19 protein-coding genes are annotated in these 21,252 nt (G+C 64.1%); 17 read left to right on the forward strand and 2 right to left on the reverse strand.

The window, feature by feature from the left end:
- The first annotated feature begins 17 nt into the window (after positions 1-17).
- Together K8M09_RS07070 and exoR are read left to right on the forward strand one after the other, a co-directional pair.
- Positions 18-1,304: an OmpP1/FadL family transporter gene (locus K8M09_RS07070; protein WP_160784632.1), complete on the forward strand. Its 1,287-nt coding sequence runs from the start codon at positions 18-20 to the stop codon at positions 1,302-1,304.
- A 392-nt stretch (positions 1,305-1,696) separates the two neighbouring features.
- Positions 1,697-2,476, forward strand: coding sequence for an exopolysaccharide production regulator ExoR (exoR, locus tag K8M09_RS07075; RefSeq protein WP_407697079.1), 780 nt, complete (start codon positions 1,697-1,699; stop codon positions 2,474-2,476).
- 163 nt (positions 2,477-2,639) lie between these two features.
- On the opposite strand, the gene xth is transcribed toward exoR, so the two are convergent.
- Together xth and K8M09_RS07085 are read right to left on the reverse strand one after the other, a co-directional pair.
- A complete protein-coding gene (gene xth / locus K8M09_RS07080) occupies positions 2,640-3,434 on the reverse strand; it encodes an exodeoxyribonuclease III (RefSeq protein WP_160785002.1) in 795 nt (264 codons plus the stop codon).
- A gap of 32 nt (positions 3,435-3,466) precedes the next feature.
- Positions 3,467-3,799: a HesB/IscA family protein gene (locus tag K8M09_RS07085; protein ID WP_160784631.1), complete on the reverse strand. Its 333-nt coding sequence runs from the start codon at positions 3,797-3,799 to the stop codon at positions 3,467-3,469.
- A gap of 219 nt (positions 3,800-4,018) precedes the next feature.
- On the opposite strand from K8M09_RS07085, the gene K8M09_RS07090 reads away from it, so the two are divergent.
- The 15 genes from K8M09_RS07090 to K8M09_RS07160 all read left to right on the forward strand — a co-directional run bounded on the left by K8M09_RS07090 (position 4,019) and on the right by K8M09_RS07160 (position 21,235).
- A complete protein-coding gene (locus K8M09_RS07090; RefSeq protein WP_160784630.1) occupies positions 4,019-5,239 on the forward strand; it encodes a deoxyguanosinetriphosphate triphosphohydrolase in 1,221 nt (406 codons plus the stop codon).
- A gap of 68 nt (positions 5,240-5,307) precedes the next feature.
- The gene (gene argS / locus K8M09_RS07095; RefSeq protein WP_160784629.1) at positions 5,308-7,068 is read left to right on the forward strand and encodes an arginine--tRNA ligase; all 1,761 of its coding nucleotides are present in this window, start codon (positions 5,308-5,310) and stop codon (positions 7,066-7,068) included.
- A gap of 63 nt (positions 7,069-7,131) precedes the next feature.
- Positions 7,132-10,269 carry an SPOR domain-containing protein gene (locus tag K8M09_RS07100; RefSeq protein ID WP_160784628.1) on the forward strand — a complete coding sequence of 1,046 codons (3,138 nt, stop codon included), beginning with the start codon at positions 7,132-7,134 and terminating at the stop codon, positions 10,267-10,269.
- 82 nt (positions 10,270-10,351) lie between these two features.
- Complete coding sequence (gene nagZ / locus K8M09_RS07105) at positions 10,352-11,371, forward strand: beta-N-acetylhexosaminidase (protein WP_160784627.1); 1,020 nt, start codon at positions 10,352-10,354, stop codon at positions 11,369-11,371.
- Positions 11,372-11,454: 83 nt separating this feature from the next.
- The gene (locus K8M09_RS07110) at positions 11,455-12,270 is read left to right on the forward strand and encodes a segregation and condensation protein A (protein ID WP_160784626.1); all 816 of its coding nucleotides are present in this window, start codon (positions 11,455-11,457) and stop codon (positions 12,268-12,270) included.
- Entirely contained in the window at positions 12,263-12,973 is a 711-nt protein-coding gene (gene scpB, locus K8M09_RS07115) for an SMC-Scp complex subunit ScpB (protein WP_229342186.1), read from the forward strand. The genes K8M09_RS07110 and scpB overlap by 8 nt, the downstream gene beginning before the upstream one ends.
- Positions 12,974-13,026: 53 nt before the next feature.
- A complete protein-coding gene (locus K8M09_RS07120) occupies positions 13,027-14,130 on the forward strand; it encodes an ABC transporter ATP-binding protein (RefSeq protein WP_160784625.1) in 1,104 nt (367 codons plus the stop codon).
- Between the two features lie 42 nt (positions 14,131-14,172).
- Positions 14,173-14,370, forward strand: coding sequence for a twin-arginine translocase TatA/TatE family subunit (locus K8M09_RS07125; protein ID WP_160784624.1), 198 nt, complete (start codon positions 14,173-14,175; stop codon positions 14,368-14,370).
- Positions 14,371-14,420: 50 nt separating this feature from the next.
- Positions 14,421-15,017 (forward strand): Sec-independent protein translocase protein TatB, encoded by a 597-nt coding sequence (gene tatB / locus K8M09_RS07130; protein WP_160784623.1) that lies wholly within the window; start codon positions 14,421-14,423, stop codon positions 15,015-15,017.
- Positions 15,014-15,844 carry a twin-arginine translocase subunit TatC gene (gene tatC, locus K8M09_RS07135; RefSeq protein WP_160784622.1) on the forward strand — a complete coding sequence of 277 codons (831 nt, stop codon included), beginning with the start codon at positions 15,014-15,016 and terminating at the stop codon, positions 15,842-15,844. Before tatB ends, tatC begins: the two co-directional genes overlap by 4 nt.
- Positions 15,845-15,921: 77 nt before the next feature.
- A complete protein-coding gene (gene serS / locus K8M09_RS07140) occupies positions 15,922-17,205 on the forward strand; it encodes a serine--tRNA ligase (RefSeq protein ID WP_160784621.1) in 1,284 nt (427 codons plus the stop codon).
- A gap of 11 nt (positions 17,206-17,216) precedes the next feature.
- The gene (surE, locus tag K8M09_RS07145) at positions 17,217-17,987 is read left to right on the forward strand and encodes a 5'/3'-nucleotidase SurE (protein WP_160784620.1); all 771 of its coding nucleotides are present in this window, start codon (positions 17,217-17,219) and stop codon (positions 17,985-17,987) included.
- Positions 17,984-18,640 (forward strand): protein-L-isoaspartate(D-aspartate) O-methyltransferase, encoded by a 657-nt coding sequence (locus tag K8M09_RS07150; protein ID WP_160784619.1) that lies wholly within the window; start codon positions 17,984-17,986, stop codon positions 18,638-18,640. Before surE ends, K8M09_RS07150 begins: the two co-directional genes overlap by 4 nt.
- A gap of 256 nt (positions 18,641-18,896) precedes the next feature.
- Complete coding sequence (locus K8M09_RS07155) at positions 18,897-19,523, forward strand: biotin biosynthesis protein BioC (RefSeq protein WP_160784618.1); 627 nt, start codon at positions 18,897-18,899, stop codon at positions 19,521-19,523.
- Positions 19,524-19,651: 128 nt separating this feature from the next.
- Positions 19,652-21,235, forward strand: a complete 1,584-nt coding sequence (locus tag K8M09_RS07160; protein ID WP_160784617.1) for a peptidoglycan DD-metalloendopeptidase family protein — start codon at positions 19,652-19,654, stop codon at positions 21,233-21,235.
- Positions 21,236-21,252 lie beyond the last annotated feature (17 nt).

Raw genomic sequence — 21,252 nt, forward strand, 5'->3', positions numbered from 1 at the left:
TCGCAGGGGAGGATTTCATGCGTAAGAATAAACTTGGCCTCGGCGCGATGGCGGCGGTCTCGCTCCTGGCGGCCACGTCCGCTCATGCGGGTGGTCTGGAGCGTGGCGGCTACAATATCGATCTGCTGTTCGATCCTTCGGACTATGCGGCGGAAGCGGCTGTTACCTATGTCAACCCGCAGCGCAAGCTGAACAATGTGCGCGATAGCAATACCGGGACTCCCGGGGTTACGCCCGGCGGAGACGGCAATGTGAACAGTCGCCCAAGCAGCGGCATTGGTGCTACTGAAGGGTACTGGGTTCCGCGGATCGGCTTCAAGGCTTCGATCGGTGATGCCGTCAACTGCATGGCGGACTATTCCGAACCATGGGGTGCCCATCTGAATCAGGGGGCCAACTGGGCCGGCGCCAACGAAAATATAGAGACCAAGATCGACGTCGAAAACTATGCAACAACATGCTCCTACTCTTTTGATGTAGGGCCGGGGAAGCTACGCGTGATCGGTGGCGGTTTCTATCAGGAAGTTTCGGGCTTTCAGGAGCGACTTGCGGCGTATCTCGGTGCTCCGGTGTCTTCGCAGATCGGCGTAGGGCGCCTTGACATGGAAGGAAGTGGTTGGGGGTGGCGTGCGGGCATCGCCTATGAAATCGAGGAATACGCATTGCGTACAAGCCTCGTCTATAACAGCGCTGTCGATCTGGATAACCTTAGCGGCACTCTGAACTTGTCGCAGCTCCCGGCAATGCCAGGTACCCCGTTTGGAAAAATTCTCCCGGTTTACGGCAACGTCAGTCTGCCGGACGCGCTTGAATTCAAGTTCCAGACAGGTATCGCCCCTGATTGGCTGGCTTTCGGCTCGGTCAAGTGGACCGATTGGAGCCAACTCCAGAGCATTCCGTTCTGCGCCAAGGGAACGGGGCCTTGCACTCCCGGTCTTCCAACGGGCGGAACGAATAAGGAGCTTACCTCAATCGACCTGCTTTACCGTGACGGCTGGACGGTCAGTGGCGGCGTCGGCCACAAGTTCAATGACAAGTGGAGCGGCGCTCTGAGCCTGACCTGGGACCGAGGCGTGAGCACGGGTGTGGGCACGCATACGGATACCTGGACCGTTGGTGCCGGTGTATCTTATGCCGCGACCGAGAATGTCGAATTCCGCATTGCCGGCGCTCTTGGTGTGCTGACGAGCGGTTCGTCCGGCGCGACCGTCAGGGATGGTCGTACATATGGACAGCGCGCGTCCTATGACTTCGGCGATGACCTCGTATCGGCAATCTCGACCTCGCTGAAGGTCAAGTTCTGATCGGCGAGATGCGTCTCTGAAGAGTTGGAATCGGGCCTGGCGTCACCGCCGGGCCCTTTTTCTTGGTTAACGTTTCCTTGCTATTCGGCCTCTCTAATGGGGAAATCACAGCGATGCCTGAAAATATGTGACGGAATCGCAACACATTGTTTTCCAGAGTTTGCTACACCCATAGGCAGGCGTCCAAATGTCCATTTCCCGCCACAAACGGGGCGCAGCGATAGGGACATGTAGACGCGTGGAACCACGCCAAGGAAACGATGAGCCAGCCGATGTCATTGCTGCCGGAACTGTCGGACGACCGCACGGGACGTGTGCGCTTCCGGCATGGCGCAGGGAAGAAGGCGAGGCGCGGAATTGTAGACCTGATGCCCAAGTCCGAGTTGATGCCGATGAAAGTAGTGGTAATGGGCCTTTGCCTTTCGCTGTCTTCCTGGATGGCGCCCCAGGCCCTCGCATTCGATCCGCAGTCCGGTGTCAGCAAGGAGAGCGGTCCGTTCGACCTCTTCAAGTTCGGGTTCTTCTCCTACAAGGAGGGACGCAAGGGCGATGCCGTCGAGGCCTATCGCTACGCGGCGGAAAAGGGCCATACCGGCTCGCGCTGGGCGCTTGCCAACATGTATGCCGATGGCGACGGCGTGCCGGAGAACGATCTCGAGGCTTTCAAGATCTATAGCGAGATCGCCCAGGCCGGCGTCGAGCCGGGTTCCGAGGATACGGGCTACTTCGCCAATGCGCTGATCGCGCTCGCCAGCTACTACCGTCGCGGCATTCCCGACAGCCCCGTCAAGATCGATCTTACGCAGGCGCGCCAGCTCTATTTCCAGGCCGCTTCCGCCTTCGGTATTCCCGAAGCCCAGTTCCAGCTCGGTCGCATGATGCTGACGGGCGAGGGTGGTTCCGTCAGCGTGCATCAGGCCAAGAAATGGCTGAACCGGGCGCGCAGCAAGGGCCATGCCGGCGCCATGGGCCTCTTCGGCAATATCATCTTCCAGGAGGGCGATGCAGCCCGGGGCCTCGCCTTCATGACGGCCGCCCTCGACCATTGCCCGCCGAAGGACTGTGGCTGGTTGCAGGCCAATCAGGAGGAAGCCTTCTCCGTCGCCAGCGAGGCAGACCGCCGCAAGGGCGTCGCGCTCGCACAGAATATCCGGGCCAATCCCGACGAATAGGCCAACGCGCGGCGTGGCCACCCGTTTATCGAGGTCCCTTAAGACACGCCTCTTTCGTCATGCTCGGGCCTGTCCCGAGCATCTGCGACCTTTCGATTTCTCGATACTTTGGCGAATCCTCGGCACAAGGCCGAGGATGACGACGGCCTTGTAGGAGTTTGTCTCAGACAGCCGCGAAATCCAGCACCGCCACCACCGGAACGTGGTCCGACGGCTTTTCCCAGTTGCGTACATGCTTCTCGATGCCCGTCGAGACGAGGCGGTCGGAGGCTTCGGCCGACAGCATGAGGTGGTCGATGCGGATGCCGTTGTTCTTCGGCCAGCACCCCGCCTGATAATCCCAGAACGTATAGAGCGGCGCGGCGTCCGTGGACGCGCGCACGGCATCGGTGAAGCCGAGATTTTCGAGACGGCGGAAGGCCTGGCGGGTCGGCGGCAGGTAGAGCGCATCCTTCTCCCACGCCTTCACATCCCAGCAGTCGTGCGGCTCGGGAATGACATTGTAGTCGCCGGCGAGGATCAGCGGCTCCTCCAGCGCAAGCCGGTCCTCGGCGAAGGCGGCGAGCCGGTCCATCCACGAGAGCTTGTAGGGATATTTCACCGGATCGTCCGGCGGGTTGCCGTTCGGAAGATAGAGGCAGCAGAAGCGGATGACGCCGCCCTTGACGGAGAAGACGCCTTCCATGAAGCGGGACTGCTCGTCGCCGTCGCCGCCGGGAAGGCCGCGGTTCACCTCGTCGGGGCGAATCTTCGAAAGGAGCGCGACACCGTTGAAGCCCTTCTGGCCATGGGTCTCGACATGGTAGCCGAGCGCCTCGATCTCGGCGCGCGGAAAGCCCTCGTCGACGGTCTTGATTTCCTGCAGCCCGACGATGTCGGGACTGGATTCCTTCAGCCATGCGACCAGATTGTCGAGGCGTGCCCGCACGCCGTTGATGTTCCAGGTGGCGATCTTGATCGGCATGCGGGTTTTCTTCCTGAAGGTTGCGGTCAGATCGAGAAGCTGGTGCCGCAGCCGCAGCTTGCGACGGCGTTCGGATTCCTGATCTGGAAGGACTGGCCGAGCAGGTTATCGACGCAGTCGATCTCCGAGCCGTCCATATAGACGAGGGAAAGCTGGTCGATCAGCACCCGGGCGTCGTCCTTTTCGAGGAGAAGGTCGTCGTCCTGGCGGTCTTCGACAAGGTCGAACTTGTAGGAAAAGCCGGAGCAGCCGCCGCCTTCGACTGACACGCGCAGGGCCTGTTTTTCCGGCGATGCGCCGAGGATGGACGCGATGCGCCTTGCGGCGGCGTCGGAGATGGTTACGGACTTGTCGGTCATGTCTGCCTCCTGCCGGGGTCAAGATCCGGAGAGAATCGCTTGCCTGCTGCGGTGGGCCAGTCTTGCGCCCGAAGCCCGGCCTCGCTCGAAGCGCTTTCGGCAAGGCCCTGAAAAGGCTTGCATTTCATGCGCAGCTTGCGGGCGGGCTTGCCGCTATGCACACTATAGGTATGAAGGCATTGAGGCCGCGTCAATGGGCGGCGTGAATGCAGGTGACGAATGACGTTTGACAGACATGCGCTGGGCTTCGGCGCCGGACAACGCGCCCTCTATGCATCCGACCCCTGGGCGACCCGAGGGCGGCTTTTCCCGGAGGGGGAAAGCCCGACGCGCTCGGACTTCCAGCGCGACCGAGACCGTATCGTCCACACGACCGCCTTCCGCCGCCTCAAGCACAAGACGCAGGTCTTCATCGCCGCCGACGGCGATCATTATCGCACGCGCCTGACCCATACGATCGAGGTGGCGCAGATCGCCCGCGCGCTGGCCCGTGCCCTGAAGCTCGACGAGGACCTCGCCGAAGGCGTCGCGCTGGTGCACGATTTCGGCCACACGCCCTTCGGCCATACCGGTGAGGACGCGCTGCACGAGGTTCTCGAACCTTTCGGCGGCTTCGATCACAATGCGCAATCGCTGCGTATCGTCACCAAGCTGGAACGGCGTTACGCCGATTTCGACGGGCTGAACCTTACCTGGGAAAGCCTGGAAGGCCTCGTCAAGCACAATGGGCCGCTGATCGGCCCGACGGGCAAATGCACGCATGGGGAAGACGTGCCGCGGCCGATTCTCGAATATTGCGCCGTGCACGATCTCGAACTCGGCAGTTTCGCCAGCCTGGAGGCGCAGGTGGCGGCGATTGCCGACGACATCGCCTACAACACCCACGATATCGACGACGGCCTGCGCTCCGGTTTCCTCGATTTCGAGATGCTGGAGGAGGTGCCGTTCCTCGCGAAACTGATGAAGGAAGTGCGCGATCGTTATCCGGGGCTGGAGGACGCGCGCTTCACCCATGAGATCATGCGCCGGCAAATCACCGCCATGGTCGAGGACGTCATCAGCTATGCGCAGCAGGCGATCCGCGAGGAGCGTCCCGAAAGCGCCGAGGACGTGCGCAAGGCCCATCGCTGCCTTGCCACCTTCTCGGAAGAAATGTCGGTGACGGACAAGCAGATCAAGAAGCTGCTGTTCTCGCGCATCTACCGCCACCCGGAAGTGATGCGGGTGAGGGCGAACGCCGCCTCGATCCTCACCGACCTCTACCACGCCTATATGGACGACCCGCAGCTCATGCAGGGCCACTATTGGGTGGACCGGATCGCGACCATGCCGGAATCGGCGCGCGCCCGCCATGTCGGCGATTATCTTGCGGGAATGACCGACAACTACGCGATCAACACGCATCGCCGTCTGTTTGACCATACCCCCGAATTGCGATAGTCACCCGCCCACCTGAACTTCTTCGCAGGCCTGGCCCCAAAAGGGGCCGCTGCGCGCGGATGGATGAGATGAACCTTTTTACAGATTTCGACAGCAGAATCAAAACCGTACTCGAAAATCTCGAGATCGTGCGTGAAAAACGATCCGAACTCGACTTCGGCCGCATCAGCGTCGAACCGCCGCGCGACCAGAGCCATGGCGATGTCGCGACCAATGCGGCGATGGTTCTCGCAAAGCCGCTCGGCCTCAATCCGCGCGCGCTTGCCGATCTCATCGTCGCCGAGCTGAAGAACGATCCTGAAGTCGCCGACGTCAGCGTCGCCGGGCCGGGCTTCATCAATGTGCGCCTTTCCGTCGCCTACTGGCAGAAGTTGCTGGCAGCCGTCGTCAAGGCCGGCGCGGATTACGGGCGCGGCTCGCTCGGCGCGGGCCGCAAGGTCAATGTCGAATATGTCTCGGCCAATCCGACGGGCCCGATGCATGTTGGCCATTGCCGCGGCGCGGTGGTGGGCGATGCGCTCGCCAACCTGCTCGCCTTCGCCGGCTATGACGTGACGAAGGAATACTACATCAACGACGCCGGCTCGCAGATCGACGTCCTGGCCCGCTCCGCTTTCCTGCGTTACCGCGAGGCGCTGGGCGAGGCCATCGGAGAAATCCCGTCGGGCCTTTATCCGGGCGACTATCTGGTTCCCGTCGGCGAGGCGCTGGCGGCCGAGCACGGCACGTCGCTGCGCGCCATGCCCGAGCATCAGTGGATGCCCATCGTCAAGGAAAAGACCATCGCGATGATGATGGCGATGATCCGCGAGGACCTCGCCGCCCTCAACGTCCACCACGATATCTTCTTCTCGGAGCGGTCGCTGCACGCCGGCAACGGTGCGCCGATCCGCACCGCCATCAATGACCTGACCTTCAAGGGGCATGTCTACAAGGGCGTGCTGCCGCCGCCGAAGGGGCAGCTTCCGGAAGACTGGGAAGACCGCGAGCAGACGCTCTTCCGCTCGACCGAGGTGGGCGACGATATCGACCGCCCGCTAATCAAGTCGGACGGTTCCTATACCTACTTCGCCGCCGACGTCGCCTACTTCAAGGACAAGTTCGACCGCGGCTTCGACGAGATGATCTATGTGCTCGGCGCCGACCATGGCGGTTACGTCAAGCGTCTGGAAGCCGTCGCCCGCGCTGTCTCCGAGGGTAAGGCGAAGCTGACCGTGCTGCTGTGCCAGCTCGTCAAGCTCTACCGCAACGGCGAGCCGGTGAAGATGTCGAAGCGCTCCGGCGACTTCGTCACCCTGCGCGACGTGGTCGAGGAAGTCGGCCGCGATTCGGTGCGCTTCATGATGCTCTATCGCAAGAACAGCGAGCCGCTCGACTTCGACTTCGCCAAGGTCACGGAGCAGTCCAAGGACAATCCGGTCTTCTATGTGCAGTATGCGCATGCGCGCTGCATGTCGGTGTTCCGTCAGGCTGCGGAAGCCTTCCCCGGCCTCGATATCGCCTCGCTCGATCTTGCCGGCGCGATTGCCGGAAACATCTCGGATCCCAGCGAGTTGCAGCTTCTTGCGAAGCTCGCAGAATATCCGCGTGTCGTCGAAGGCGCGGCGGTGGCTCAGGAGCCTCATCGCATCGCGTTTTACCTCTATGATCTTGCCAGCGCGTTCCATGGACACTGGAACAAGGGTAAAGAGCAGCCGGAATTACGGTTTGTTAACGATAAAAATAGAGAATTGAGTATCGCCAGACTTGGGCTGGTGCACGCTGTCGCGTCTGTTCTTAAGTCGGGCCTGTCCATTACAGGCACCGCCGCACCGGATGAAATGCGATAACGTCACCATTTACCCACAATAAGCTGGCAAATGCACCTTTGTAGCTTGTGAGTGGGAAGCAGTATGGCAGACAAGAACTTCGCGCGAAGCGGAACCGCTGACACGGATCTCTTGGCAGACGACGATCCGTTGAGCGAGCTTGCCCGTCTCGTCAACTTCGAGCCGCGCCCGGTCCAGGGCGTCGATCGTTCCTTTGCCGAGGGCGCGCAGCCCGCGCCCCGGTACGAGAACCCCGTCCTCGCCCTTGAGGATGAACTTCTCCGCGCCTTCGAACAGTACGACGCGCCGTCGAGCTACGTCGCCGTCGAGCCGGTCGTCGCCGAAAGGGCGGCGCCGCTTCACGTCGAGCCCGTCTTCGAAGCGCCTGCGCCGGTCGCGCAGGAGCAGGCGTTCGTCATCGATGAAGCGCCGATGCGGGGCTTCTCCGCCGACGGCCCGTATCATCATGAGCCGGCTTTCGCCGACGTGCCGTCCTTCGATCCCGCGCCGGAAACGGCTGCCGATCCGGCACTGCTTCTCGCCGACGAGCTGGAGACGTCCATCCATGACGTTCCCTCGGTCGAGGTCGAACCGGTCATCCATGCCGGCCACGCCTTCGCCGACCGGTTCGAGCCGCGCTTCGAGGAGCCGGTGCGCCAGGATGTGGCCGTCGAACCGCATTTTTCGGAACCTGTCCTTGCTGCCGAGCCGCAGCCGACCTTCCTCGGCCTCCAGCCGCTGGCGGCGGACGCGGGATTTGCCGACGAGATCGGTCTCGATCTGGAACGTGAGCTTGAGCTTTCCATCGGCGACGGTTTTGCCGACGATCTTCTGGCCGACGCATCCTTCGTCGAGCCGCTGCCGGTCGCCGTCGCTGCCGTCGAGACGAATATCGAGCCGAGCTTCGATAGCTGGATGCCTGTTGAAGCCAGCATCGCGCAGGCGGAACCGTTTCATGCCGAGCCTGCTGCTTATGCGGGAGAGGAGCCGCAGTTCGTAGCGGACATTGCGCACGAGACACGGGAGGAGCGCGCCCGCTCCGCGGCCGAAGCCGAAGCGGCCTGGCAGGTCCAGGCGAGCGAACCCGTCTTCGAGGCCGAGCCGGTCTATCAGGTCGAGTCCGTCGAAAAGGGCGAAAGCTACGATCACGACGACCTGCTCGCGGAAATCGAGAGCTTCCCCGTGCCGGAGGCCCGTTCTCCGCTCGCGGCCGCCACCGTTGCCGCCGCTGCTGCGGTTACGGCCCGCGGGAACACGCCGGCCAACATCTCGGCCATCTTCGGCCGCGCGACGCCCCGGGTCCACCGTGAGCCGGTCGTCGAAACGGTTGCTGCGCCCGTTGTCGAACCCGTGATCGCGCCGGTTCAGGCCGTGCAGACGCCCGTCGTCGAAGCGCGCCGGGAGCCGGTCGTGGCTGCAGCGCCTGTCGCCGAACCCGAGCTCGATTTCGAGAACATGGAGTTCGACCTTTCCGATATCGATCTCGACCTGTCGGATTTCACGCTGGATGAAGGCGCTGCGACGCCGGCGGTTAAGCCGGTCGAGGCGAAGGTCTCGGTCGTGCCGCAGCCCGTCGCCGTCGAAACGCCCGTGCGCCGCGAGCCGGCCGTTGCCGTTCCGGTTTCCACCTATACGAAGCCGCAGCCGGTTGCCGTCGAGACCAATGACGGTGCGCTGCCCTTCGACCCGACGATGATCGCCGAGACCGATGTGGGCGTTTCACCCGTCACGGAACTCGATGTGCCGCAGCTTCCCGTCATCGAGAAGGAAAAGCCGCCGGTCTACCAGCCCGACTACGACCTGGATATCGATGCGGAAATGGCCCAGCTCTTCAGCGAGCCGGTTGCAAAGCCGCGCGCCGAGGATCTGCCGGTGCGCGCAGCCGTCGCCGCGGCTTCCGCCGCCGTCGCCCAGCCGGTGACGCAGATCAACGATGTCGACGATTTCGAGCGCGCGCTGGAGGAAGACTTCCGCCGTTCCCTGAACCAGCCCGAGCGCATGGCGATCCCGGTCGATCCCGGCCAGGCGAACGTCCTCTATGCTGGTGACGGCTACGACGACGAGGCTGCGCGTCCGCGCCGGGGCCTGCTGATCGCCGCGTCGATCGCCGGGCTTCTGCTGGTCGGCGGCACGGGTGTCTATGCGTGGTCCGCCTTCACGGGCGGCTCGGCCAGCTCGGGTGAGCCGCGCGTCATCCTTGCGGACAAGGACCCGATCAAGGTCGTGCCCGCCGAAAAGGGCGGCAAGACCGTGCCGAACCAGGACAAGGCCGTCTATGATCGCGTTGCCGGCGACACCGCCAATGCGCCGCAGCAGGAACAGCTTGTCACCTCCACGGAAGAGCCGGTCGACGTCGTGCAGCGCACGCTGACGCCGGAAACCCTGCCGTTCGACGGGCCGGAGGACGGTCCCGATACGGCTGACGCCGCCGACGACCAGAGCCGCCTGCTGCCCGGCGTCGACGAGCCGGAAACGGCCTCGTCCGAGGCCGCCGGCAAGCCGGTCGTCTCGCCGCGCAAGGTCAAGACCATGATCGTCAAGCCGGACGGCACGCTCGTCGCCCGCGAGGATACGGTTGCCGCGCCCGCGGAAGAGACCGCAGACCTCGATGCGAAGGCGACCGCGACCACCGGCAGCGCCTCCGGCGGTGCAACGGCCAATGCGGTGATCGACGCAGACGCGTCGCTCCGCGCGGAACAGACGGCAGGGGGCCAGCCCCGCTCGGCGCTTGCCGAGGTTGCCGATACGCAGGTCGATGACGCCGCGCCGGTGCGCACGGTGAAGACGACCACCATCGGCGCGGACGGCACGGCCGCCAAGGGCGACAAGGCGCCGGTTCCGGGCACCCGCCCCGTCGACCAGCCCGTCAACGTGGTCGAGACCGTCACCGAGAACGGCAATATCGCAGCCAAGCAGACCGCAGCGGCGACGCAAACCCAGAAGACGGCGGAACAGACCGAAGTCGCCGCCGTTGCCCCTGGCAGCTACGTCATCCAGATCGCCTCGCTTCCTTCCGAAGCCGAGGCGCAGAAGACCTACAAGTCGCTCTCCTCGAAGTTCTCGGGCGTCATCGGCGGCCGGGGCGTGGATATCAAGAAGGCGGAAATCCCCAACAAGGGCACCTTCTTCCGCATTCGCATCCCCGCCGGCTCGCGCGAGGAGGCCAACGCCCTCTGCAGCCGCTACAAGAGCGCGGGCGGTAGCTGCCTCGTCACCCGCTGAGGCCAGCGTGGACTTTCCCCGAGGGGCGCGGACCATGTCCGCGCCCCTCGTCTTTTCCAATCCAACATCTAAGATTGCGGACATGAGCGAATCGAAATCCTTCATTTCGGGCTGCAAGGGCCTGAGCCTCACCGCCGACGAAAAGGCCTTCTTCCGCAGCGAGCGGCCCTGGGGCTTCATCCTCTTCGGCCGCAATATCGGCGAGCCGCAACAGATTGCGGACCTGACGGCGGAGATGCGCGACTGCATCGGCGGCGGAGCGGATATCCCCGTCCTGATCGACCAGGAGGGCGGCCGCGTCCAGCGCATCAAGCCGCCTTACGTCCAGCAATATCCGAACGCCGCCGCGCTCGGCGCGATTTTCCGCGCGGACGAAGAGAAGGGGCTGCGCGCCGCGTGGCTGATGTCGCGCCTGCACGCCTTCGATCTCCTGCGCCTCGGCATCAACGTGGATTGCCTGCCGGTGCTCGACGTTGCCGTTCCGGGTGTTCACGATGTCATCGGCAACCGCGCCTACGGGCAGGAGCCGGAGATCGTCTCGATCATGGGCAAGGCGGCTGCCGAGGGGCTGAAGGCGGGCGGTTTGCTGCCGATCATGAAGCACATGCCGGGCCATGGCCGCACCATGGTCGATTCGCATCACGACCTGCCGGTGGTGCATGCGACCCGCGAAGAATTGGAAGCCTGCGATTTCGTGCCCTTCCGCCGCATGAAGGACGAGCTGATGGCGATGTCCGCGCATATCGTCTTCACCTCAATCGACGCCGATACCCCGGCGACGACCTCGGCGAAGGTGGTGGAGGAGATCATCCGCGGCCATATGGGCTTCGACGGCCTGCTGATGTCCGACGACGTGTCGATGAACGCGCTTCGCGGCGATATTGCCGAAAGAACCCGGGGAATCGTCGCCGCCGGCCTCGACATGGTGTTGCATTGCCATGGCATCATGGAGGAAATGATACAGGTGGCCGAGAACGCTCCGCCACTTTCGGGCGAAAGCCTGCGGCGGGCGAATGCGGTGCGCGCGGCCTTCCCGGCGCCGGATGGGGCGGACGAGCAGGCGCTGCGCGAGGAATTCAACGCCATGATCGCGGTGGCCTGACGGCTGCGACCGGGTCGAAGAGGGGCGATGTGCAGGTAACGGGGTCGAAGCCACCGAGGAAGGGCCGCGGCGCGGATGCGCCGATGGAGGACCTGTGGCAGGACGACGCCGCGGGGCGGGGACTTTCCGAGGAAAGTCTCGTCGTCGACCTTGCCGGCTTCGAAGGCCCGCTCGACCTGCTCCTGCACCTTGCCCGCACGCAGAAGGTGGACCTCACCCGCATCTCCGTGCTGGCGCTCGCCGAGCAATATCTCGCCTTCATCGACAAGGCGCGGAAGATCCGCATCGAGCTTGCCGCCGATTACCTCGTCATGGCGGCATGGCTCGCCTATCTGAAATCCCGCCTGCTGATCCCCCGGCAGGCCAAGGACGAGGGCCCTTCCGGCGAGGAGATGGCGGCAAGCCTCGCTTTCCGCCTCAAGCGGCTGGAAGCGATGCGCGACGCCGCCACCAAGCTCGTCAACCGCAACCGCCTCGGCCGCGACGTCTTCGCCCGCGGCATGCCGGAACATATCCCCACGGAGCGCCGCTCGGCCTTCGAGGCTTCGCTTTACGATCTGCTCAATGCCTATGCGTCGCTGCGCCAGCGCCACGCGGTCACGCAGGTTACCATCGAGAAACGCAGCGTCTGGTCGCTTTCCGACGCCCGCGAGATCCTGCAACTGCTGATCGGCGATTTCGATGACGACTGGACCGCGCTCGACCATTTCATGCTGCGCTATCTGAGCGATCCCGCCGAGCGCACGACGGCGATCGCCAGCGCCTTCGCCGCGACGCTCGAACTCGTGCGGGAGGGGCGGCTGGAGCTTCGGCAGGACGGCGTCTTCCAGCCGATCTATCTTCGCCGTGGCCCGAAGGCGGGCGAGGGCGGGGAAGACGGGAGCGATCGGGGTGATTGAGGACGAAGAGGTTTCCGACCACGAGGAGGGCGGCATCGTCGTCGATCCGCGCCGGTTGCACGAGGCGGCGCGCATTGCCGAGGCGCTGGTCTTCGCTTCGGCCGGGCCGGTCTCCGAGACCTATATCGCCGAGCGCCTGCCGCGCGGTGTGGATGTGCAGCATGTGCTGCGCGAATTGAAGGGGCTTTATGCCGGCCGGGGCGTGCAGCTCGTGCAGGCCGGCGACGCCTGGGCCTTCCGCACCGCGCCGGACCTGTCTTTCGTCATTCGCACGGACGAGACCGAGGTGCGCAAATTGTCGCGCGCCGCGCTCGAAGTGCTGTCGATCATCGCCTATCACCAGCCGGTGACGCGCGCCGAAATCGAGGACATTCGCGGCGTGCAGACCTCCAAGGGCACGCTCGACGTGCTGATGGAGGCCGGCTGGGTGCGTTTTCGTGGCCGTCGCCGCTCGCCGGGCCGGCCCGTGACCTTCGGCACGACGCGCGATTTCCTCGACCATTTCGGCCTTGAAGAATTGCGCGACCTGCCGGGCCTCGAGGAATTGAAGGGCGCGGGCCTGCTTTCCGGCCGCATCCCGTCGAATTTCCAGGTGCCGCTGCCGCTGGGCGAGGACGAGCTTGCGGAGGACGAGGATCCGATCACCCAGCTCGACCTTGAGGAACTCGGTCTCTTGACACCGGGCGGAAAAGAAGACGAATAGGCGAAGCTTATAGGCCCCGGCTCTCCGGCCGGCGGCAGGGAAAGACTTCGACAATGGCTTCGGACCCGTCAGGCGGGAATGGTATCGAGACGAGACGGGCATCGGCGGTCACCTTCGCGGCGCGCCTCGCCTTCGAGGATATCCATCACAGCTACCACAGCAAGGAAACGATCCGCGGCATCTCGCTGACCGCGGAGCCGGGGGAAGTGCTGTGCCTGCTCGGTCCGTCCGGTTCCGGCAAGACGACCCTGCTGCGCATCGCGGCCGGCATCGAGGCGCAGACCTCGGGCCGCGTGCTGCTCAATGATCGCGAGATTGCCGGCCCCGCCGTCTTCCTGCCGCCCGAGCGGCGCGGCGTCGGGCTGATGTTCCAGGATTTCGCGCTGTTTCCGCATATGTCGGTGCTCGACAATGTGCGTTTCGGCCTGACGGCCCTGCCGCGCGCCGAGGCCGAGGCTGAAGCGCAGGTGGCGCTGGAGCGCGTCGGCCTTGCGCATTATGCGCAGAAATATCCCCATGTCCTGTCGGGCGGCGAGCAGCAGCGGGTGGCGCTAGCCCGGGCGCTTGCGCCGCGTCCCGCGGTGCTGCTGATGGACGAGCCGTTCTCCGGCCTCGATTCGCGCCTCAAGGATTCGATCCGCGCCGATACGCTGGCTATCCTGCGCAAATCGCGCGCCAGCGCCATCGTCGTCACGCATGACGCCGAGGAGGCGATGCGCATGGGCGACAGAATCGCGCTGTTGAAAGACGGCCGGCTCGTGCAGGTCGGCACGGCCGAGCAGCTCTATCTCAACCCGCAGAGCATCTTCGCCGCCGCCTTTTTCTCCGAGATCAACGAGTTCTCCGGCCATGTGCGCGGCGGCGTCGTGGAAACGCCGCTCGGCAACGTGGACGGCAAGCGTTTCGCGGATGGGCAGACGGTGCGTGTTGCCGTGCGTCTTTCGGGCCTCAGCGTACACGAGGCCGGCGGCGAGACGCCGGCGCGCATATTGTCGCGGCGTTTTCTCGGGGTGGTCGAACTGCTGGAACTGGCGGTTCCCGGGGCGGACAGGCCGGTGCGGGCGCGGGTACGAGCCGATCAACTGGCGCCCGGATTGCGCGACGTCACGCTTTCGGCTAACCACCGCGACATACTGGTATTTGAAAAAGACGGCTGAACGTCTTAAATCGGGGTTCAGGTTTCAACGGGAGTTAAGGGAATGGGTTCTTTCAGCATCTGGCATTGGCTGATCGTTCTGGTGGTTGTGCTGCTGCTGTTCGGCCGCGGCAAGATTCCGGAACTGATGGGCGACGTCGCCAAGGGCATCAAGAGTTTCAAGAAGGGCATGGCCGACGAGGAAGCCTCTGCGGCCGATACGTCCAAGACGGTCGAGCACAAGGCCGACGAGGCCAAGTGACCGGCATCCGGCCGGGAACCCCGGTTCCCGGCCCTTGAGGACAATACCCTATGCTTGATGTCGGCTGGACCGAAATACTCGTCATCGCCATCGTTCTGATCATCGTGGTGGGTCCGAAGGACCTGCCGCAGATGCTGCGAACGTTCGGCCGCATGGTTTCCAAGATGCGTGGCATGGCGAGCGATTTCCGCCAGCAGTTCGATGAGGCGCTGCGCGAAGCGGACCTCGATGACGTCCGAAAGACGATCGGCGAGGCGCAGAAGCTTAATCCGCTGAACACCATCCGCGACGCGGTCAATCCGCTGCGCCAGATGGGCGACGAGATCAAATCCGATCTCCAGAAGGCGACGAGCCTTGCTCCGACCCCCGCATCCGACGCCGCGCCCGCCGAGAGCGTTTCCAGCGCTCCGGTGGAGGCCGTCAAGCCGGTTTCCGCCGAGCCTGTCGCCGCCGCGCCGCTGAAGGCCGAGCCGGTCGCCAAGGCGTCGAAGAAGGCCGAAGGCGAGGCCGCGAAGGTGGCGAAGCCGCGCAAGGCGGCCGCCAAGCCTGAAGGCGAGGCGAAGGCCGCCGCCAAGAAGGCTCCGGCTGCCAGGAAAGCGGCCGCTGTAAAGCCGAAGACTGCAAAGACCAAGAAGGACGAGGCATGAGCGGCGATCTTGACGACAAGCCCCAGCCGCTCATCGAGCATCTGATCGAACTTCGCCAGCGCCTGCTCTGGGCCGTCGGCGCGTTCTTCGTCGCCTTCCTCGTCTGCTTCTATTTCGCCAAGCAGCTCTTCAACCTGCTCGTCCTGCCCTTCAAGTGGGCGGTGGAATGGGCGGGGCTTTCCCATCGCAATGTCGAGCTGATCTATACGGCGCCGCAGGAATTCTTCTTCACGCAGATCAAGGTCGCCATGTTCGGCGCGCTGGTCATCGCCTTTCCGGTGATCGCCCAGCAGATCTACAAGTTCGTCGCCCCCGGCCTCTACAAGAACGAGCGCGCCGCCTTCCTGCCGTTCCTCATCGCGTCCCCGATCCTCTTCCTGATCGGCGCGGCCCTCGTCTATTTCTTCTTCACGCCCATGGTCATGTGGTTCTTCCTCGCCATGGAACAGGGTGGCGGCGAGGGGCAGGTCTCCATCCAGCTTCTGCCCAAGGTTTCCGAATATCTCAGCCTCATCATGTCGCTGATCTTCGCCTTCGGCCTCGTCTTCCAGCTTCCGGTGATCTCGTCGCTGCTGGTGCGGTCGGGATTCATCGATTCGAAGGCGCTTGCCGACAAGCGCAAGTATGCGATCGTCATCGCCTTCGTCGTCGCCGCCGTGCTGACGCCGCCCGATCCGGTTTCCCAGATCGGCCTTGCACTGCCGGCCATCCTTCTCTACGAGATTTCCATCTACACGGCCCGACTCATCGAACGGCAGCGGGCGCGCGCCTCGGAAGCGCAGGATGCGGAAAACGAGGTCGTTGCAACGCCGGACAAAGCCGACTGACGCTTTGTCGGCGGCGTTGCCGCTAGTCGCTGCCGGGCGTGGAGGGGCTTCAATCCACGGAAACGCCTGGAACGACAATGCTTGATATCAAATGGATCCGCGACAACGCCGCCGCTCTTGACGCTGCCCTCGCCAAGCGCGGCGCAAGCCCTCTTGCCCAGGCGCTGATCGATGTCGACGAGAAGCGCCGCGCCGTCATCCAGAAGGCGCAGGACATGCAGTCGCGCCGCAATGCCGCCTCCAAGGAGATCGGCGCTGCGATGGCGAGCAAGAACGCCGAGCTTGCCGAAAAGCTGAAAGCAGAAGTCTCGGCCATCAAGGACCAGCTCCCCGCCGCCGAGGAGGAGGAGCGCCAGGTCACCGCCGAACTCAACGACGCCCTGTCGCGCATTCCCAACATTCCGCTCGACGACGTGCCGGTCGGTTCGGACGAGACCGGCAATGTCGTGAAGCTGACATGGGGCAGCAAGCCCGGCTGGAACCACAAGGCCTTGGAGCATTACGAAATCGGCGAAGCCCTCGGCTACATGGATTTCGAGGCTGCCGCCAAGATCGCCGGCTCGCGCTTCACCGTGCTGAAGGGCCAGCTTGCCCGCCTTGAACGCGCGCTCGGCCAGTTCATGATCGACGTTCACACGCAGGACCATGGCTATACGGAAGTTCATGCGCCGCTTCTCGTGCGCGACGACGCCATGTTCGGCACCGGCCAGCTTCCGAAATTCTCCGAGGACCTGTTCCGCACCACGGATGGCCGCTGGCTGATCCCGACTGCGGAAGTCTCGCTCACCAACCTCGTGCGCGAGGAAATCCTGGAACAGGAAAAACTGCCGCTGCGCTTCACCGCGCTGACGCCGTGCTTCCGTTCGGAAGCCGGCTCGTCGGGCCGCGACACGCGCGGCATGCTGCGCCAGCACCAGTTCATGAAGTGCGAGCTGGTCTCGATCACCGATGCGGAAAGCGCCGTCGACGAGCACGAGCGCATGACGGCCTGCGCCGAGGAAATTCTCAAGCGCCTCGGCCTGCACTACCGCGTCATGACGCTCTGCACGGGCGACATGGGCTTTGGCGCACGCAAGACCTACGACCTCGAAGTCTGGCTGCCGGGGCAGGACACGTTCCGCGAAATCTCGTCCTGCTCGGTCTGCGGCGATTTCCAGGGCCGCCGCATGAATGCGCGCTATCGCGGCAAGGACGACAAGGCGACGAAGTTCGTTCACACGCTGAACGGCTCGGGCACGGCCGTCGGCCGCGCGCTGATCGCCGTCATGGAAAACTACCTCAACGAGGATGGCTCGATCACTGTGCCTGACGTGCTGCTGCCCTATATGGGCGGACTGAAGAAGATCGAGAAGGCTGCCTGAGCGGAGACGGAATGCGTATTCTCCTGACCAATGACGACGGCATCCATGCCGAGGGCCTCGCGGTCCTCGAGCGGATCGCCCGCGAACTGACGGACGACGTGTGGATCGTCGCGCCGGAGACGGACCAGAGCGGCCTTGCCCATTCGCTGACGCTTTCCGAGCCGCTGCGCCTGCGCAAGATCGACGACAAGCGTTTCGCGCTGCGCGGCACGCCGACGGACTGCGTCATCATGGGCGTGCGCGAAGTGCTCGACAGGAAGCCCGACCTCGTTCTGTCCGGCGTCAATGTCGGCGCGAACATGGCCGATGACGTGACCTATTCCGGCACCATCGCCGGCGCCATCGAGGGCACGCTGCAGGGCATCAAGTCCATGGCGCTGAGCCAGGCCTATAACCATGCCGGCGGCCGCGTCGTGCCGTGGGAAATGGCGGAAACCTTCGCGCCGAAGCTGATCCGCCAGCTCATGGATGTCGAGCTGCCCGACTGGACCTTCTTCAACCTCAACTTCCCGAATTGCGCACCCTCGGAGCTGCAGGGCGTCGAGGTGACGAGCCAAGGCAAGCTCGATTTCGGCCTGACGATCGAGGAACGTGCCGATGGCCGCGGCTTGCCCTATTACTGGCTGCGTTTCGGCGAGCGGAAAGGCGATTTCCGTGCGGGCACGGATATCCATGCGGTGAAGAACCACAAGATTTCCGTGACGCCCCTGAAGCTCGACCTCACGGATTACACCGTGCTCGACCGGGTGCAGCGCGCGCTCAGCGCAAGGGGTGACGATTGAACACGGGGCGGGTGATCGAGAAGGAAGGTTTTGCCGCGCTGGCTTTGCGTCTGCGCGGTGAGGGCATCAACAATCTCGACCTCCTGACGGCCGTCGAGCAGACGCCGCGCACGCTCTTCGTGCCGCCGCAGTTTGCCGGCGAGGCCTATTCCAGCCGTCTGCTGCCGCTGGATTGCGGCTCGTTCATCGAAGGCATCGATCTTGCCGTCCGCCTGCTCAACCTGCTCAATCTCAAGGCCGGCCAGCGCGTGCTGGAGGTCGGCACCGGCAGCGGCTTCACCGCCGCCGTCATGGGCCGGCTCACCGAGCGCGTGCTGACCATCGACCGCTACCGCACGCTCGTTACCAATGCGCAGCAGTCCATGGAAAAGGCCGGCATCCGCAATGTGATCGTGCGGCAGGCCGATGGCAGCAACGGCATGCCGGGCGAGGGGACCTTCGACCGCATTCTCGTCACCGCCGCCTTTCCGGCCCTGCCGCGCTTCTTCGCCGAACAGCTCGTTTCCGGCGGCATGCTGATCGCGCCCGTCATGACCAGCGAAACCGAGTGCCGCATGCTCAAGCTGGTCAAGACCGGCAGCCGCTTCGACCGTGAAGACCTTTTCGCGGTCCCCTATCTGCCCATCGTGCCGCAGATGGCGCAGGCCCTTTAGCCGATTCCCGACCGTTTTCGTGCAACCCGGCAGGCGCTCGTCTGCTGAGTCTCTTGCCGTTTTTGCTGGAAATCCAGCATTCCGGCGGCGTGCATCTGCGCGTCATGCGTGAAATCCATCCGCAAAATCAGGGCATTAACCTTTTGTTAACTTGCGCAAGCTTCGCGCAAGCTTCGGGGCGTAGCCCGGAAGCGAAGCAGCAAGTTCCACGCAGAACGCCGGTTTTCCAGTTGGTTCGGCCGCGATGGAGAGGGAAATGTACGTTTCGAACAGGATTGCCAGCGGTTCGACAAGCGACAGCCTCGCGTATCTCGCGACGCGGGCTGCGGGAAGCGTTGCCGAGGAAAATGCCGAGGCTGGATCGACGGCCCATCTGGCCGGCGGCAGCTACGACCCGTCCGCTTTGGTCAGCCTGTCGGTGGACGCGCTTCTGGTGCTGAGCGCCACGCGGGAAGAGACGGCTTACAGTCAGCCCGCGCTTACCGAGGCGGAGCGCAACAATCTTGATACGTCGGAACTGGAAAAGCGCGAACACACCGCTTACGGCCATTTCCTCGACGCGGGCGACCGCAAGGCCTATCTGCGCGCCTATATCGAATATTTCGACAGCATGCCGGCGCAGGACCAGCGCAGTTCGCGTTATGCCGGAACGCGGGAGCCTGCCGTGGCCGCACTGCGCGCCATCGCCTATAACGAAAGCGCTCTCGACATGACAGTCCCGGATGCCGCATTGGAGAATGTCGCCGAGACCGGCGACAGGACGGCGCGCCGCGCGACGCCGATTTCGGCGATCTTCCAGCCGAGCGCCGGCGACTTCGAGAATGCTGCCCGCGTCGGCGGCCGCATCTCGCGCGCCGACAGCATGTATGCGACGGGCTTCTGACCCGCCCGGTCCGGGCATGGTTATCAATTCATCAAAAAACCGATGCGGATAGTCCGGCTTTAACCGGGCAGTAACTCTAACGCGCTTTAATCGGCCTACATCAAGTAGCGTACCGATTGGGTAGTTTCATGCGTAAGAGTGTATCGCCGAGTTTTGGTAGGACCGCGACCCGCCTTATGGCGGCTGCCCTGCTGGCAAGCGTAGCGACCGGGTGCAGCTCGGACGTGAGCCGCTTCGGTGGCCTTTTCTCCAGCTCGGGTCAGGACAACATGACCACGAGTTCGGTTCCGCGCCGCACGCTGTTCGGCGGTGGCGGCGGTAATCCTGTTCCGCGCGGCGATGTTGGTAATGGCGGGCAGCAATATGCCTCCGGCAACCAGATGGGCACCCGCAACGAGGCGCTCAACCAGCCGTTCCCGGATCAGGGCAACGTTTCCTACGACCCGATCAATACCGCTACGACCGCAGGCTCCGGCACGCGCTTCGCAACGACGCCGATGAGCGTTCAGCGCGGCGAGCTTGCCGACCCGACCGCCGATGCCCGCCGTTCGGCCGAGCGTCAGGCCGCGATGGCCCAGGAGTTGCCGCAGCGCAAGGCGAAGGCTCTGGCGGAGGACGTGGATACCCTCAAGACGGCGACGGTCAAGAGCAAGGCGGGCTGGTCGGCCAACAATGGCCCGGTCGTCATGCTGCGCCAGGGCGAAAGCGTGAAGACGCTCGCCAACCGCTACGGCGTGCCGGAAAAGGAAATCCTCGCCGCCAACGGCCTCAAGCGCTCCTCGGATGCCGAGCCGGGCCAGCGGATCGTCATCCCCACCTTCAGCACGACGGCGAGCGCCGCCAAGGCCTCGACCGATCATACCCTCAAGGTCGACAACAAGCTGCCGACGCCCGAGCGCAACGGCGAGCAGAACGTCGCGATCCTGCCGGGCACGACGACGCGTGACAAGGTGAAGTCGGAAAGCGGCCAGACGAATTCCAACGTCGCCGATGCCGGTGAAGGCAATGGCAAGGGCGGCTACGAGGTGAAGCCGGGCGATTCGCTCGCCAAGATCGCGCGCAGCAACGGCGTTTCCGTCGCGGCGCTGAAGAAGGCGAACGGCATCGACACGGCATCGATCCGCATCGGCCAGAAGCTGGTCATCCCGGCCGGCGGCGCTGCCGTCGAGACGCCGACCGACAAGACACAGACCGCATCCATCCCGGTCGCCAAGGAAAAGAAGATCGAGACGGCCGAGAAGAAGCCGGAAGCCTACAAGGCGCCGGTGAAGACCGTTTCGGTGACGGAAGCGACGGAAAAGTCCGACGTGACGGACGAGGCTCCCGAATCGACGGGTATCGGCAAGTATCGCTGGCCGGTGCGCGGCGCGGTCATCGCCGGCTACGGCGCCAATGTCGAGGGCAACCGCAACGACGGCATCGATATCTCGGTTCCCGAGGGCACGCCGATCAAGGCCGCCGAGAACGGCGTGGTCATCTATGCCGGCAGCAGCCTGAAGGAACTCGGAAACGCGGTTCTGGTGCGCCACGACGACGGCACGGTGACGGTCTACGGCCATGCCGGCGACCTCAACGTTCAGCGCGGTCAGAAGATCCAGCGCGGCCAGACGGTCGCCACCTCCGGCATGAGCGGTAACGCGACCCGCCCGAAGGTTCACTTCGAGGTGCGCAAGAACGCGACGCCGGTCAACCCGATGACTTTCCTCGAATAGGACGACGGCTACGGCTT

Origin of the sequence: Shinella zoogloeoides, from assembly GCF_020883495.1 — a bacterium.
GTDB classification, from domain to species: Bacteria; Pseudomonadota; Alphaproteobacteria; order Rhizobiales; family Rhizobiaceae; genus Shinella; species Shinella zoogloeoides.

What these genes read in the sequence shown, in the direction of transcription:
- K8M09_RS07070 (WP_160784632.1), top strand. Translation starts at nt 18, where the DNA reads ATGCGTAAGAATAAACTTGGCCTCGGCGCGATGGCGGCGGTCTCGCTC.
- exoR (WP_407697079.1), top strand. Translation starts at nt 1,697, where the DNA reads ATGAAAGTAGTGGTAATGGGCCTTTGCCTTTCGCTGTCTTCCTGGATG.
- K8M09_RS07085 (WP_160784631.1), bottom strand. Translation starts at nt 3,799, where the DNA reads ATGACCGACAAGTCCGTAACCATCTCCGACGCCGCCGCAAGGCGCATC.
- K8M09_RS07090 (WP_160784630.1), top strand. Translation starts at nt 4,019, where the DNA reads ATGACGTTTGACAGACATGCGCTGGGCTTCGGCGCCGGACAACGCGCC.
- argS (WP_160784629.1), top strand. Translation starts at nt 5,308, where the DNA reads ATGAACCTTTTTACAGATTTCGACAGCAGAATCAAAACCGTACTCGAA.
- K8M09_RS07100 (WP_160784628.1), top strand. Translation starts at nt 7,132, where the DNA reads ATGGCAGACAAGAACTTCGCGCGAAGCGGAACCGCTGACACGGATCTC.
- nagZ (WP_160784627.1), top strand. Translation starts at nt 10,352, where the DNA reads ATGAGCGAATCGAAATCCTTCATTTCGGGCTGCAAGGGCCTGAGCCTC.
- K8M09_RS07110 (WP_160784626.1), top strand. Translation starts at nt 11,455, where the DNA reads ATGGAGGACCTGTGGCAGGACGACGCCGCGGGGCGGGGACTTTCCGAG.
- K8M09_RS07120 (WP_160784625.1), top strand. Translation starts at nt 13,027, where the DNA reads ATGGCTTCGGACCCGTCAGGCGGGAATGGTATCGAGACGAGACGGGCA.
- K8M09_RS07125 (WP_160784624.1), top strand. Translation starts at nt 14,173, where the DNA reads ATGGGTTCTTTCAGCATCTGGCATTGGCTGATCGTTCTGGTGGTTGTG.
- tatB (WP_160784623.1), top strand. Translation starts at nt 14,421, where the DNA reads ATGCTTGATGTCGGCTGGACCGAAATACTCGTCATCGCCATCGTTCTG.
- tatC (WP_160784622.1), top strand. Translation starts at nt 15,014, where the DNA reads ATGAGCGGCGATCTTGACGACAAGCCCCAGCCGCTCATCGAGCATCTG.
- serS (WP_160784621.1), top strand. Translation starts at nt 15,922, where the DNA reads ATGCTTGATATCAAATGGATCCGCGACAACGCCGCCGCTCTTGACGCT.
- surE (WP_160784620.1), top strand. Translation starts at nt 17,217, where the DNA reads ATGCGTATTCTCCTGACCAATGACGACGGCATCCATGCCGAGGGCCTC.
- K8M09_RS07155 (WP_160784618.1), top strand. Translation starts at nt 18,897, where the DNA reads ATGTACGTTTCGAACAGGATTGCCAGCGGTTCGACAAGCGACAGCCTC.
- K8M09_RS07160 (WP_160784617.1), top strand. Translation starts at nt 19,652, where the DNA reads ATGCGTAAGAGTGTATCGCCGAGTTTTGGTAGGACCGCGACCCGCCTT.